This window comes from Belnapia moabensis DSM 16746 (assembly GCF_000745835.1).
Classification (GTDB): domain Bacteria; phylum Pseudomonadota; class Alphaproteobacteria; order Acetobacterales; family Acetobacteraceae; genus Belnapia; species Belnapia moabensis.
The window spans coordinates 53,893-66,827 of sequence record NZ_JQKB01000009.1 but is presented as its reverse complement, the minus strand read 5'-3'; the positions used below and the strand labels follow the sequence as shown (position 1 = coordinate 66,827).

Annotated in this window: 13 protein-coding genes and 1 pseudogene; 4 read left to right on the top strand and 10 right to left on the bottom strand. The window is 69.4% G+C overall.

Features of this window, described 5'->3' with window-relative positions; all coding sequences use genetic code 11:
- Positions 1-60: 60 nt before the first annotated feature.
- From EP26_RS08000 to EP26_RS07960, 10 genes are all read right to left on the bottom strand, one after another.
- Positions 61-654 (bottom strand): hypothetical protein, encoded by a 594-nt coding sequence (locus EP26_RS08000; RefSeq protein ID WP_043337655.1) that lies wholly within the window; start codon positions 652-654, stop codon positions 61-63.
- A 76-nt stretch (positions 655-730) separates the two neighbouring features.
- Positions 731-1,849, bottom strand: coding sequence for an endo-1,4-beta-xylanase (locus tag EP26_RS07995; protein ID WP_245624325.1), 1,119 nt, complete (start codon positions 1,847-1,849; stop codon positions 731-733).
- Complete coding sequence (locus tag EP26_RS07990) at positions 1,846-2,700, bottom strand: ferritin-like domain-containing protein (protein ID WP_043337653.1); 855 nt, start codon at positions 2,698-2,700, stop codon at positions 1,846-1,848. The genes EP26_RS07995 and EP26_RS07990 overlap by 4 nt, the downstream gene beginning before the upstream one ends.
- A 176-nt stretch (positions 2,701-2,876) precedes the next feature.
- The gene (atpC, locus tag EP26_RS07985; protein WP_043337652.1) at positions 2,877-3,287 is read right to left on the bottom strand and encodes an ATP synthase F1 subunit epsilon; all 411 of its coding nucleotides are present in this window, start codon (positions 3,285-3,287) and stop codon (positions 2,877-2,879) included.
- 2 nt (positions 3,288-3,289) lie between these two features.
- Complete coding sequence (atpD, locus tag EP26_RS07980) at positions 3,290-4,717, bottom strand: F0F1 ATP synthase subunit beta (protein WP_043337650.1); 1,428 nt, start codon at positions 4,715-4,717, stop codon at positions 3,290-3,292.
- Positions 4,718-4,733: 16 nt separating this feature from the next.
- On the bottom strand, positions 4,734-5,615 hold the full coding sequence (locus EP26_RS07975) for a F0F1 ATP synthase subunit gamma (RefSeq protein ID WP_043337649.1): 882 nt from the start codon (positions 5,613-5,615) through the stop codon (positions 4,734-4,736).
- A gap of 19 nt (positions 5,616-5,634) precedes the next feature.
- The gene (gene atpA / locus EP26_RS07970; RefSeq protein WP_043337648.1) at positions 5,635-7,170 is read right to left on the bottom strand and encodes a F0F1 ATP synthase subunit alpha; all 1,536 of its coding nucleotides are present in this window, start codon (positions 7,168-7,170) and stop codon (positions 5,635-5,637) included.
- 2 nt (positions 7,171-7,172) lie between these two features.
- Positions 7,173-7,859 carry an ATP synthase F1 subunit delta gene (gene atpH / locus EP26_RS07965; RefSeq protein WP_084112387.1) on the bottom strand — a complete coding sequence of 229 codons (687 nt, stop codon included), beginning with the start codon at positions 7,857-7,859 and terminating at the stop codon, positions 7,173-7,175.
- 153 nt (positions 7,860-8,012) lie between these two features.
- Positions 8,013-8,168, bottom strand: a complete 156-nt coding sequence (locus EP26_RS34690; RefSeq protein WP_157033440.1) for a hypothetical protein — start codon at positions 8,166-8,168, stop codon at positions 8,013-8,015.
- Between the two features lie 74 nt (positions 8,169-8,242).
- Positions 8,243-10,450 carry a primosomal protein N' gene (locus EP26_RS07960; protein ID WP_157033448.1) on the bottom strand — a complete coding sequence of 736 codons (2,208 nt, stop codon included), beginning with the start codon at positions 10,448-10,450 and terminating at the stop codon, positions 8,243-8,245.
- A gap of 150 nt (positions 10,451-10,600) precedes the next feature.
- Between EP26_RS07960 and fsa the strand changes: the two genes are divergently transcribed.
- From fsa to EP26_RS38460, 4 genes and pseudogenes are all read left to right on the top strand, one after another.
- Positions 10,601-11,257, top strand: a complete 657-nt coding sequence (fsa, locus tag EP26_RS07955) for a fructose-6-phosphate aldolase (RefSeq protein ID WP_043337643.1) — start codon at positions 10,601-10,603, stop codon at positions 11,255-11,257.
- A complete protein-coding gene (locus EP26_RS07950) occupies positions 11,254-11,946 on the top strand; it encodes a DUF484 family protein (RefSeq protein ID WP_157033439.1) in 693 nt (230 codons plus the stop codon). The genes fsa and EP26_RS07950 overlap by 4 nt, the downstream gene beginning before the upstream one ends.
- Positions 11,943-12,161, top strand: a pseudogene (locus EP26_RS38465) (site-specific integrase); the annotation flags it as partial. The gene EP26_RS07950 and the pseudogene EP26_RS38465, both read left to right, overlap by 4 nt.
- Before the next feature lie 159 nt (positions 12,162-12,320).
- Positions 12,321-12,878 (top strand): tyrosine-type recombinase/integrase, encoded by a 558-nt coding sequence (locus EP26_RS38460; RefSeq protein WP_342669092.1) that lies wholly within the window; start codon positions 12,321-12,323, stop codon positions 12,876-12,878.
- The last annotated feature ends 57 nt before the right edge of the window (positions 12,879-12,935 follow it).

The following is a 12,935-nucleotide window of genomic DNA, read 5'->3' as shown; positions in this document are numbered from 1 at the left end:
GCGGTGGGCTCTTCGTCGGATACGTGTCTTGGGGTCAGGTCTTCTGGATCAATCTGCCATTCAGCGCGGCGACCTTCGCCACCATTGGGTTCCAGCTCCGCCGCCCGCCGAAGCCCGGCCGGTGGGTGAGAATCGACGGGCGGGAGCTGTGGTGATCCTGCTCTCCTGCATGCCGCTGCTGCTCGGCGTCATCCTGATGCGGCACGCAAGGGGCAGAAGGCGCCGGAGGCGCTTCTCTGCCTGGCGCTCGGCTTCGCCGGCCTCGTCGCGCCGATCGCGCAGGAGCGCCCGGTGCTGCAGCTCCAGCGTTTCGACAACCGCCTTGCCACCATCAGCATCCTGCCGAGCGGCCTCACCTCCATAGCGATGATGGCCCTCGTGATCCTGGTGCCGCTCGATCATCATCTGGAAAGAAGCAGGGCTCAAGATGAGCGCCATGACGCTTGAACGCGTCAACGGCAGCTTCCTCGCCTGGCATGCGCTGGCGATGTGCCCCGTCCTTGCCACCGCATGCCACGGCCATTGCTTGCCACCCGATATGGCGGTGACGCTGCTGCTTGCCCTGTCCTTCGGTTGCCGGCTCTCGCCGATGACCGTAGCCGTCCAGAATATTGTCGATTCGCGCAACGGCGGCATCGCCATCTCCGTCGCCATGGTCTCCCGGCTGACTGGCAGAGCCCTCGGCGCTGCCGTGCCGCCGCCTGGAGGAAACCCCGCTGACGGGCCGCAGCTAGCCCCGGCGCGTGCCGAAGGCGGTGACGAGAGCCTGCCACATCGCCTTGCGCGCTCCGGCATCGTCAAGCGGCAGGCCGCGATGCACCTGGCCATCCTTCCGCATCACATCCGGCTCCCGCGCCAACCAGCTGTCCTTGTCGGAGAGGCCCCAGGTCAGGACCGTACGGCACCCCTGCTCAAGCGCGGTGCCGATGACTTGGCGCACCCGCCCCGCCACCGCGGCATCCCGGGCCGGGAGGCCGGCCGGGAGCTGTCTCGCCTCGCGCACGTCCAGCTCGGTGACGAGGACGGCGAGGCCGAGTTCCCGCACCGCCCTGAGGAAGGCGGCGAATGGCTCCGGCCGGAACGGCTCATCCATCAGCAGATGCGCCTGCAGACCCAGCGCATCGACCGGGCATTGCGCGCCCACCAGCCGCCGCAGCAGGCGGAGCACGCGCTGCCGCTTCTCCTCGACCCAGGGCGTATCGCCTTCGAGGCCATAGTCATTATAGGTGAGGCGGAGGGTGCGGTCCCGCTCGCGGGCGGCGCGGAAGGCCTCCTCGATATAGCCGGGGCCAAGGGCACGGAGCCAGGGCGTGTCGCGCAGGTCGCCCTGGGCCGGAGTGCGAGCGGTGAAGGGGTTGCCCTCGGAATTGGCGACGGCCTCGTTCACTACGTCCCAGTCGCGGATGGCGGGGCGGGTGGCCGGCAACACGCCGTCCAGATGCGCGGCGAGCAGGCTGCGGGCCTTGGCCGCCCCCTCGGCAAGGCTCTCGGTCAGCCAGGGCGGCATGGCCTCGTGCCAGACGAGGGCATGGCCGCGGAGCTGCTTACCATGGGCCTGAGCGAAGCTGGCAATGCTGCCGAGCGGGCTGAAATCGAAGGTACCCTGCCTCGGCTGCAAGGCCGCCCATTTCGCCTCCCATTCCGGCACGAGCAGTTGCGCCTCGGCCACCAGCTGGGCGGCATAGGTGGCATCGCCGAGCTTGGTCGAATCGACGGCGGTGCCGAAGGTGATGCCGTTGTCCCGGGCGATGGCGGCCAGCCCCTCGCCGCCCTGGGCAGCGGCCTGACGTGCGAGGAGGCCCGCCAGGGCGGCTCCGAACAGGTGCCGACGGGGAAGGTGGAGACTCAAGCGGCCTGCGCGAGCGGTGTGGTCGGCGTCATGCGGCGGATCGCCTCCCGGTAGCGGTCCCGCCGCCAGCAGAGCAGCCGCCAGGCACCGCGGGCGGCAAGCTGGGACAGTCGGCCGCGCGGCTCCAGCCCCACCGCCTTGAAGATCATGCCCATGCCCCGCTCCAGGTGGCGGTAGCGGTAGAAGCCCATGGCCCGACCCATATAGCCGGTAATGCAGCGCTCATGGTCATAGGCCATGCTCGGGTCTTCATTGGCGCAATGGAAGGCGAAGGCGAGTTCGTCATCCTCCGACTCGCCGACCCGGCCGAAGGCGACGCGCAGCCGCTTGGCGAAGGAAAGATCCTCCCGCGCCAGGTAGCGCTTCATATGGTCGTAGAAGAGCTTGAAGTGCCGGTACTCGTCGGCAGCGATCAGCTTGCAGACCTGCTGGAGCACCGGCTCCTCCGTCGCCTCTGCGAGCGCCGTGTAGTAGCTGCTGGTGCCGGTCTCGACGATGCACCGGGCGATCAGCTCTCCGGTGCGGGAGCCACGGATAGAGGCATCGGCATTGATGTCGATGCTGTAGCCGTTGCGGTAACGCTCGAAGGCCGCGGCATAATCCCAGCCTGGATCGGCCAGGCTCGCCCATTTACCGAGGGCGTCGCCGTGCTGGATCTCCTCTTCCGCCCAATGGTCGGCGGCACGTGCGAAATCCGGATCGTCGTTGAAGACCCGGTTGAGATAGATGGCGTAGTCGCCGCCATTGCGTTCCACCATCGCCGCCGCCTTGACCAGCGGGATGATGTCCGGGTCCACCTTCGAAGGCTCGAAACGATCCCAGGCGACCTGCTCGACGCGCCAGTGCTTCATCCTGTCCCCGCGGCCCAAAGGGGGCCGTTATCCTGCGACACCCGCGATCCGGGCAGGGCCCCCAACGCCATGCCTGAGCGCAATGTTCGGCAGGGCCGCGGCGGATTCAAGCGAGGTTGCCGAAAAGCCACGGTGTGGCGGACGGAATTCGCCCCACCGTGGCCGGGATGCGATGCTCAGGCTGCCTGCGCGACAGAAACCGCGGTGCGGAAGGCCTGGACCCGGGCATAGGCGGCATCCCGCTTCGGCTCCGGCTCGGCGATGGCCTCCTGCAAGGCAGCCTCGGCCTCGGCCAAGCGGCGCTCCGCCGTGGCGCGGGAGAGGCTGGCGAGCGGCGTCGCCTCGTCGGCGAGGATGGTGACCCGCTCGGGCGACACTTCGGCGAAGCCGCCGGCGATGAACAGCGCCTCGGTTTCGGCACCATTCTCCCGCACCCGGATCACGCCGCCCCGGAGGGCGACGATCATCGGGGAATGCCCGGGGAGTACACCCATCTCGCCTTCCTCGGCGGGGAGGGTCGCCATCTCCACCGGGCGGGAGAGCAGCAGCTTCTCCGGCGAGACGAGTTCGAGCAGGAAGGTCGCCATGATCAGGCGGCGACCTTCAGGGTCTCGCCCTTCTTCACGGCCTCCTCGATGGTGCCGACCATGTAGAAGGCGGCCTCCGGCAGGTGGTCGTACTCGCCGGCGCAGATGGCGGCGAAGCTGCGGACGGTGTCCTCAAGCTTCACAAACACGCCCGGGGAGCCGGTGAAGACCTCGGCCACGTGGAAGGGCTGGCTGAGGAAGCGCTGGATCTTCCGCGCGCGGGCGACGACCAGCTTGTCCTCTTCCGAGAGCTCATCCATGCCCAGGATGGCGATGATGTCCTGCAGCGACTTGTAGGTCTGCAGGATGCGCTGCACCTCGCGGGCGACGCGGTAGTGCTCGTCACCGACGATCCGCGGGTCGAGCGCGCGGCTGGTCGAGTCGAGCGGGTCCACGGCCGGGAAGATACCGAGCTCGGCGATCGAGCGGTTGAGCACGGTCGTCGCGTCGAGGTGGGCGAAGGAGGTGGCAGGCGCTGGGTCGGTCAGGTCGTCGGCGGGCACGTAGATGGCCTGCACCGAGGTGATCGAGCCCTTCTTGGTCGAGGTGATCCGCTCCTGCAGCGCGCCCATGTCGGTGGCGAGCGTCGGCTGGTAGCCCACCGCCGAAGGGATGCGGCCGAGCAGCGCCGAAACCTCGGCGCCCGCCTGGGTGAAGCGGAAGATGTTGTCAACAAAGAACAGCACGTCCTGGCCCTGCTCGTCGCGGAAGTATTCCGCGATAGACAGGCCCGACAGCGCGACGCGGGCACGGGCGCCCGGCGGCTCGTTCATCTGGCCATAGACCAGCGCCACCTTGGAGCCCTCGGTGGTGCCCTCGCCGAGCTTGATGACGCCGGCATCGACCATCTCGTGATAGAGGTCGTTGCCCTCGCGGGTCCGCTCACCGACGCCGGCGAAGACCGACACGCCGCCATGGGCCTTGGCGATGTTGTTGATCAGCTCCTGGATGGTCACGGTCTTGCCGACGCCGGCGCCGCCGAACAGGCCGATCTTGCCGCCCTTCAGATAAGGGGCGAGCAGGTCGATGACCTTAATCCCGGTGACAAGGATCTCGGCCGCCGTCGCCTGATCCTCGAAGGAGGGGGCGGCGCGGTGGATGGTGTAGGTCTTCTCATGCGGCACCGGGCCACGCTCGTCGATCGGCTGGCCGATGACGTTCAGGATGCGCCCGAGCGTGCCCTCGCCCACCGGAACGGCGATGCCGGTCCCGGTATCGACCACCTCCTGGCCGCGGACCAAGCCGTCGGTGCTGTCCATGGCGATGCAGCGCACGGTGCGCTCGCCCAGGTGCTGCGAAACCTCGAGGACCAGCGTGCTGTCGCCGTTCTTCGTGGTGAGCGCGTTGAGCATGGCCGGCAGTTCGCCCGGGAACTGCACGTCCACCACGGCGCCCAGGACCTGTGCGATGCGCCCGACATTGTTCTTCATGGTGTCATGCCCCTCGTCAGACTGCCTCGGCCCCGGAGATGATCTCGATCAGCTCCCTGGTGATGTTGGCCTGGCGCGTGCGGTTATAATTGAGCGTAAGCCTGTTGATCATCTCGCCAGCATTGCGCGTGGCATTGTCCATCGCCGTCATGCGCGCGCCATGCTCACCCGCGGTGCTCTCCAGGATCGCGCGGTAGATCTGGATGGCGAGGTTGCGCGGCAAGAGGGTGGCGAGGATCTGGTCCTCGGCCGGCTCGTACTCATAGAGCGCCTGCGGCCCCTCGGCCGCGACGGCGCCTTCCGGCAGCGGCGTCGGGATCAGCCGCTGCTCGGTCGGGATCTGGCTGATCACATTGCGGAAGCGATTGTAGATCAGGCTGCAGACGTCGAAGCCGCCTTCCTCTAGCAGCCCCGCCACCTGCATCGCCACCGCCTCGGCATCGGCGAAGTCGACCCGCTTCTTGCCGGCATAGGTCACCTCGCCGACGAAGCGGCTGGCGAATTCCCGCTTGAGATAGGCCGCGCCCTTGCGGCCCACCGTCAGCAGCTTCACCTGCTTGCCCTCGGCCTCCAGCGCCCGGATGCGGGCGCGGGCGAGCCGGCCGACCTGGGTGTTGAAGGGGCCAGCGAGGCCGCGATCCGCGGTGACGACCACCAGCAGATGCACCCGGTCGCCGCCGGTGCCGACCAGCATGCGCGGCGCGTCCGGCGAGGCGGCGACGGCGGCGCCGAGGGAGGCGAGGATCGCCTCCATCCGCTGCGCGTAGGGGCGCGCGGCCTCCGCCTGGGCCTGGGCCCGGCGCAGCTTGGCCGCGGCCACCATCTTCATCGCCTGCGTGATCTTCCGCGTGGACTTCACGCTGTTGATGCGACCGCGCAGGTCCTTGAGGCTAGGCATCGGGCCCGCTTCTCCTAGCTCAGGCCGAGAAGGACTTGGCGAAGCCGTCGAGGAAAGCGACGAGCTTGTCCTCGGTCGGCTTCTTGATCTCGCGGTCCGTGCGGATGGACTCCAGCAGCGCCGGCTCGCGCGACTTCAGCTCCGAGAGCATCCGCCGCTCGAACTCGCCGACCGCCGAGACCGGCAGCTTGTCGAGGTAGCCACGAGTGCCGGCGAAGAGCGAGACGACCTGCTCCTCGACCGGGACCGGCTTGTACTGCGGCTGCTTCAACAGCTCCGTCAGCCGCGCGCCGCGGCCGAGCAGGGCCTGGGTCGAGGCATCGAGGTCCGAGGAGAACTGGGCGAAGGCCGCCATCTCGCGGTACTGCGCCAGCTCGAGCTTGATGCGGCCGGCGACCTGCTTCATCGCCTTAATCTGGGCGGCGGAACCGACGCGCGACACCGACAGGCCGACATTCACGGCAGGACGGATGCCTTTGAAGAAGAGCTCCGTCTCGAGGAAGATCTGCCCGTCGGTGATCGAGATCACGTTGGTCGGGATATAGGCCGAGACGTCGCCCGCCTGGGTCTCGATGACCGGCAGCGCGGTCAGCGAGCCGGCGCCGAAATCGTCGTTCATCTTGGCCGCACGCTCGAGCAGGCGCGAGTGCAGGTAGAAGACGTCGCCCGGATAGGCCTCGCGGCCCGGCGGACGGCGCAGCAGCAGCGACATCTGGCGGTAGGCGACGGCCTGCTTCGACAGGTCGTCGTAGAAGATAACGGCGTGCATACCGTTGTCGCGGAAGAACTCGCCCATGGCGCAGCCGGTGTACGGCGCCAGGAACTGCAGCGGCGCCGGCTCGGAGGCGGTGGCGGCGATGACGATCGAGTACTCGAGCGCGCCGTTCTCTTCCAGCGTGCGGACCAGCTGGGCGACGGTCGAACGCTTCTGCCCGACGGCGACATAGATCGTGTAGAGCTTCTTGCTCTCGTCCGTGCCGGCGTTGATCGCCTTCTGGTTGATGATGGTATCGATGATGACGGCCGTCTTGCCGGTCTGGCGATCGCCGATGATCAGCTCGCGCTGGCCACGGCCGATCGGGATCAGGGCGTCGATCGCCTTGATGCCGGTCTGCATCGGCTCATGCACGGACTTGCGCGGGATGATGCCCGGCGCCTTCACCTCGACGCGGGTGCGCGTCACGTCGGTGAGCGGGCCCTTGCCGTCGATCGGGTTGCCGAGGCCGTCGACCACGCGGCCGAGCAGTCCACGGCCGACCGGCACATCGACGATGTCGCCGGTGCGCTCGACGGTGTCGCCTTCCTTGATCTCGGCGTCGGAGCCGAAGATGACGATGCCGACATTGTCGGTCTCAAGGTTCAGCGCCATGCCGCGGATGCCGGCACTCGGGAAGAGCACCAGCTCACCGGCCATCACGTTCTGCAAGCCGTAGACGCGGGCGATGCCGTCACCCACGGTAAGCACGGTGCCGACCTCGGCCACATTCGCCTCGGCATCGAAGCCGGCGATCTGCTTCTTGAGGATCTCGGAGATCTCGGCGGGACGGATTTCCATGGTCAGGCGGCCCCCTTCATGGCGTACTGCAATCTCTGCAGCTTGGATTTGATGCTGTTGTCGTAGAGCCGGGAGCCGATCCGCACGATCAGCCCGCCGAGGATCGAGGGATCCACCTGCTCCGTAAGCTTGACGCCGGAATAGCCGGCCTCCGTCAGACGGGCGGCGATCTGCGCCCGCTGGGTATCGGTAAGCGCATGGGCGCTGATGACCTCGGCCACCTGCTGACCGCGGCGCGCCGCGAGCTGGGCACCAAAGGCGGCGGCCACCTGCGGCAGCAGCGCGAGGCGCCGGTTGCCGATCAGCACACCGGCCAGGTTCCGCACCTCTGGCCCCGTCCCCACGCGATCGAGCACCGCGAAGGCACCCTTGCGCTGGGCGACGGAGTCGAGCCGCGGATCGGCGATGAAGCCGCGGAAATCCGCGTCTCCCAGCCAAAGGGAAGCGAGCGCTTCCAGATCGCCGGCGATGCGGTCGAGCGCGCCAGGATCGGTCGCGCGCCGGTCATCGGCGAGACCCAACATCGCCAGCGCATAGCGCTCGGCGAGGCCGGTCGGGGTGGGCGCCTTGGGCGCGTTGGTGGCGATGGTCTCGGCAGAGGCCACGGGCGATCCCGGTCCTGATTCCTGGTGGTGCGCAAGCGCGGGTCCGTGGCGGGGTCTCCCGTCGCGGCGGGCGGGCTTTACCATGGGGCTTACAGCCCCGCAATCCGCGCCGGCGGGCCGAATTCACTCCATCGCGCAGCATTTTTCGACGGTCGCGGGCCCAGAGCGGGGCCACGTAAAGGTCTTCGCCCGGCGCATCGAAGGCGTGGGCGTTCTGTCGCAAAAGCTCCGGCCGCCTCAGGCGTAGCCGATCAGCACCGTCTTCGCCGCAATGGCCGCGAGCGCCGCGGCGACCGCCGCCGTCGCCACACCGCGCGAAGCCAGGCCGGCATAGACCACGGCGCCCGCGATCAAAGCCCAGGCGGCGATTTCGGTAGCGTCGAGGATGGGCATGGCGCTGTCCTCCTTGCGTAAATTACCTCTAAGTAACTCTTATACCATGTTCCAGCCGTGCCCCGCGAGCGGATTCAGAGGAAGCTGACCGGGTCCACATCGACCTGGACGCGGACGCTGTTCGGCACCGGCACCCGCGCCAGCCAATCGCGCAGGATGGGCTGCACCGCGACCTCCCGCCGTGTCTTCAGCAGCAGCCGGCGCCGGTGCCGGCCGCGCAGCAGGGCGAGCGGCGCCGGTGCGGGGCCGAGCACTTGCACCCCCTCCCCGCCCGGCGCAGCGAGGCCGAGGTCGCGGGCGGTACGGTCCGCCTCCCGCTCGTCCTCCGAACTCACGATCAGCGCCGCGAGTCGACCGAAGGGCGGCCAGTGGCCGGGCCGGCGAATCGCCGCCTCCTCCGACATGAAGGCATCGAGATCGCCAGAGATGAGGGCCCCCATCACCGGATGCTCCGGGCTGAAGCTCTGCAGCAGCACCCGGCCCGGCGCCTCAGCCCGCCCGGCGCGGCCGGCGACCTGATGCAGCAGCTGCACCGTCCGCTCCGCGGCGCGGAGGTCGCCGCCGGCGAGACCGAGATCGGCATCGACCACGCCGACCAGGGTAAGGTGCGGGAAGTGCCAGCCCTTGGCGACGATCTGGGTGCCGATGATGAGATCGACCTCGCGGTTCTGGATCTGCTGCGCCGCCATGCCGGCCGCGGCGGGGCCCGGCAGGGTGTCGCTCGCCATCACCAGGCGCCGGGCCTCCGGCCAATGCGCGGCGGCTTCCTCCAGCACCCGCTCCACCCCGGGCCCGACGGCGACCAGGCTGTTGGCGGAGCCGCATTCCGGACATTCGGCCGGCGGGGTCTCGGCATGGCCGCAATGATGGCATTGCAGCTGTCGACGCGCACGGTGCTCGACCAGCCACGCCGTGCAGTTGGGGCAACGCATGCGGTGGCCGCAATGGCGGCAAAGCGTCAGCGGTGCGTAGCCGCGGCGGTTGAGGAAGAGCATCGCCTGCTCCCCACGCTCCAGCGTCGCGGTGACGGCCTCGATCAGCGGCGGGGAGAGAAAGCGGCCGCGCTCCGGCGGGGTGCGACGGAGGTCGATCGTCTCCACTGCCGGCAGGCTGGCGCCGCCATGGCGCTCGGGCAGGTTCAGCGCCTCGTAGCGGCCGGTCTCGGCATTGGTGAGGCTCTCCAGCGAGGGCGTCGCCGAGACCAGCACGCAGGAGGCCGAGGCCATCCGGGCGCGGACCACGGCCATGTCGCGGGCGTTGTAGACGACGCCGTCCTCCTGCTTGAAAGCGGTCTCGTGCTCCTCATCGACGACGATGAGCCCGAGATCGGGGAAGGGCAGGAAGAGGGCGGAGCGAGCGCCGACCACGACCGGCGCCTCCCCCTCCGCCACGGCGCGCCAAGTGTCGCGGCGGGTGCGCGGCGTCACCTCGGAATGCCAGAGGGCGGGGGCGACGCCGAAGCGCGCCTTGAACCGCTCGAGCCATTGGGCGGAAAGGGCGATCTCCGGCAGCAGGACCAGCGCCTGACGACCTTGGCGAAGCGCCTCCGCCACCGCATCCAGATAGACCTCAGTCTTGCCAGAGCCGGTGACGCCGGTGAGCAATGTTACGCCGAAGCTCCGGTCGGCGACCTTGGCGACGAGGCGCGCCGCCGCTTCGGCCTGGGCGCCGCCGAGCTTCGGGCCGGGATGCTCCGGGTCGGGCCGGTTGAAGCGGCTGGCATGCGGCAGCAGGGCCGGGCGGATCAGCCCGTTATCCGCCATGCCGCGCAGGACGCCGAGCGAAACGCCGGCCGCCTCGGCGAGCGGCGCCCCGGCATAGACCCGGCCGGGCTGCATCTGCGCCAGTACGCGCTGCCGCTCCGGCGTCATCCGCGGCTGGCGGTTGGAGCCGGGGCCGGCCAGCGTCCAGCCGGCCTGCTGGGTCGGCGGCTCCAGCGCGGCGGTCGAGCTCATCGCCATGCGCAGCACGGCGCCGGGTGGGCTCAGCGTATAGGCCGCCACCCAGTCTATGAAGCGGCGGAGGCTCGGCGTCATGGGCGGCGCAGGCAACACGCCTGTAATGGGCTTCAGCCGATGATCGGCGACCGGCGGGGCCTCGCTCGCCTCCGCGGCATCCCAGACCACCCCGATCAGCGTCCTGTGATTGAGGGGAACGGTCACGAATTCGCCTGATCGGATATTCAGACCCGGCGGCACGCGGTAGTCATAAGCCCCCACGAGTGGGAGAGGCAAAAGAACCCCAACCCGTTGCACAGAAAGCACAGGTGGCGTGTCCTTCATATCGCGCCGCTTCCCCGACCTGGCCTGCATCGGTTATCCTGGTATTGAGCAAATAGGCAACGATTTCAGGTCCTTGAGTCCCTTCGGCCTAACCGGCCGAGCCCACCTCCAACGCCGGCCCAGAAGAGGGTCGGCCTGAGGGCCCATCCCATGAAGTTCTTCGTCGACACCGCCGAGGTGAATGAAATCCGCGCCCTGGCAGAGGCCGGGCTGGTCGATGGCGTCACCACCAATCCGAGCCTGATCGCCAAGTCGGGGCGCAAGATGGCGGAGGTGATCGCCGAGATCTGCGAGATCACCCCCGGCCCGGTCTCCGCCGAGGTCACAGCGACGGATTTCGACACCATGCTGGCGGAGGGCCGATTCCTCCGCGGCATCGCCAAGAATGTCGCGGTGAAGGTGCCGCTGACCGAGGCCGGGCTCAGCGTCTGCCGCAGCCTCGCCGACGAGGGCACGAAGGTGAATGTCACCCTTTGCTTCTCCGCGGCCCAGGCATTGCTCGCCGCCAAGGCGGGGGCAGCCTACATCTCGCCCTTCGTCGGCCGGCTCGACGACATTGCCTATGATGGCATGCTCCTCATCGCGGACATCCTCAAGATATACCGAAACTACTCCTATTTTAAGACGGAAGTCCTGGTCGCGTCCATCCGCCACCCGGTCCACATCGTCGAGGCGGCGAAGCTCGGCGCGGAGGTGGCGACGCTGCCGCCGAATGTCATCCGCCAGCTCTTCAAGCACCCGCTGACCGATCGGGGGCTTGACAGCTTCCTGGCCGATTGGCGCAAGACGGGCCAGAGCATTCTGTGAACGCCATCCCCATGCCCGGCGCCGAGCTGGTGCTGCTGCCGGCACCCGAAGCTGCCCCCCTGCCCCCGGCGCCCGAGGCGGTGGCCGCCTTCCTCCGGGACAATCCCGACTTCCTGGCGGAGCGGCCGGACCTGTTCCGCGCCCTCAGCCCGCCGCAGCGCATCCATGGCGAGCGCCTGGCCGACCATATGGCGGCCATGCTGGCCGCCGAGCGCCGCCGCGTTCGCTCGCTGGAGGCGGAGGTCGACGCCGCCGTCACCGCCGGGCGGGCCGGGCATGGGCTGTCCATCCGTGTCCGCCTCGCCGTGCTGGCGCTGATGCGGGCGCAGGATGTGGTGGAGACGGTGACGGAGGAGCTGCCGGCGCTGCTCGGCGTTGAGAGCTGCACGCTGCTGGCCGAGACACCTGATCGCCGCGGCGTGCCGAAGCTGCCGCGCGGCATGGTGGCGGCGCTGCTCGGCCCCGGCAAGGATGCGCTGGTGCGGCCGACGCCCACCGATATCGAACTGCTGCACCAGGAGGCTGCCTCTCTCGTGATGCGGGATGCGCTGGTGCGGGTTCCTGTCTGGACCGGCCACCCGACGCTGATGACCCTCGGCGCGCGGGACCCGCAGGCCCTGCCGACCCGGCAGGCGACGGCGACCCTCGCCTTCCTCGGCCGCGCGGTGGCGGCGGCGCTGGCCCGCTGACCGAGGCGCGGCACCTCGCCGCCGGCTATCTGGACTGGCTGGCACGGGAGCGCCGGGCGGCGGCGAATACGGTCGAGGCCTATGGGCTCGACCTCCGCGACTTCCTCGCCTTCCTGACCGGGCATCTAGGGGAGGAGCCAGACCTCGCGGCCCTCGCCGCCCTGCGGCCGGCCGATATCCGCGCCTTCCTCGCCGCCCGGGCCAATGCCGGGGCGGGGAATGCGACGCGGGCACGGCAGCTCGCCGCCATCCGCGGCTTCCTGCGCCATCTCGCCAAAACCAGGGGGCTGGCGCCGCTCGCCATTGCCAACATCCGTGGGCCGCGGGCCAAGCCGCCGGTGCCACGGGCGCTTACGCCGGAGCAGGCGAAGGAGGTGGCAGCTCGGACTGGCAGCATCCACCAGCCGGGCCATGCCGAGCGGCCGGCCGAGCAGGCGGCGCGCGACGTGGCGCTCTTCACCCTGCTTTATGGCTGCGGACTACGGATCAGCGAGGCATTGGCCCTCGATGTGCGGGATGCCCCCCTGCCCGGCAACCAGGCGGCGCTTCGCGTCCTGGGCAAGGGCGGCAAGGAGCGGCTGGTGCCGGTGCTGCCAGCGGTGCGGGAGGCGGTCGCCGCCTATCTGCACGAGCGCGGCGACGCGCCGCCCGAGGCGCCGCTGTTCCGCGGAGCGCGCGGGGCGCGGCTCAGCCCCACCGTCGCGGAGCGCTGCATGCAGCATTACCGCCGGCTCGCTGGCCTGCCGGAGCATGCGACGCCGCATGCGCTGCGGCACTCCTTCGCCACGCATCTGCTGGGCGGCGGCGCCGATCTGCGGGCGATCCAGGAACTGCTCGGCCATGCCAGCCTTTCCACCACCCAGCGCTACACCAAGGTGGATGCGGCGGCGCTACTCGAGACCTGGCGGCGGGCGCATCCCCGCGCGGGGTGACGTGACGCAGGGGCCGCCCGCGACTATGGTGCGCCCGACCCGACTTCCCATTGAGGA

Bases quoted from the DNA above. Each gene is read 5' to 3' on its own strand.
- EP26_RS08000 (WP_043337655.1), bottom strand. From the start codon at position 654: ATGGCGACGGAGATGGCGATGCCGCCGTTGCGCGAATCGACAATATTC.
- EP26_RS07990 (WP_043337653.1), bottom strand. From the start codon at position 2,700: ATGAAGCACTGGCGCGTCGAGCAGGTCGCCTGGGATCGTTTCGAGCCT.
- atpC (WP_043337652.1), bottom strand. From the start codon at position 3,287: ATGGCGACCTTCCTGCTCGAACTCGTCTCGCCGGAGAAGCTGCTGCTC.
- atpD (WP_043337650.1), bottom strand. From the start codon at position 4,717: ATGAAGAACAATGTCGGGCGCATCGCACAGGTCCTGGGCGCCGTGGTG.
- EP26_RS07975 (WP_043337649.1), bottom strand. From the start codon at position 5,615: ATGCCTAGCCTCAAGGACCTGCGCGGTCGCATCAACAGCGTGAAGTCC.
- atpA (WP_043337648.1), bottom strand. From the start codon at position 7,170: ATGGAAATCCGTCCCGCCGAGATCTCCGAGATCCTCAAGAAGCAGATC.
- atpH (WP_084112387.1), bottom strand. From the start codon at position 7,859: ATGGTAAAGCCCGCCCGCCGCGACGGGAGACCCCGCCACGGACCCGCG.
- EP26_RS34690 (WP_157033440.1), bottom strand. From the start codon at position 8,168: ATGCCCATCCTCGACGCTACCGAAATCGCCGCCTGGGCTTTGATCGCG.
- EP26_RS07960 (WP_157033448.1), bottom strand. From the start codon at position 10,450: ATGAAGGACACGCCACCTGTGCTTTCTGTGCAACGGGTTGGGGTTCTT.
- fsa (WP_043337643.1), top strand. From the start codon at position 10,601: ATGAAGTTCTTCGTCGACACCGCCGAGGTGAATGAAATCCGCGCCCTG.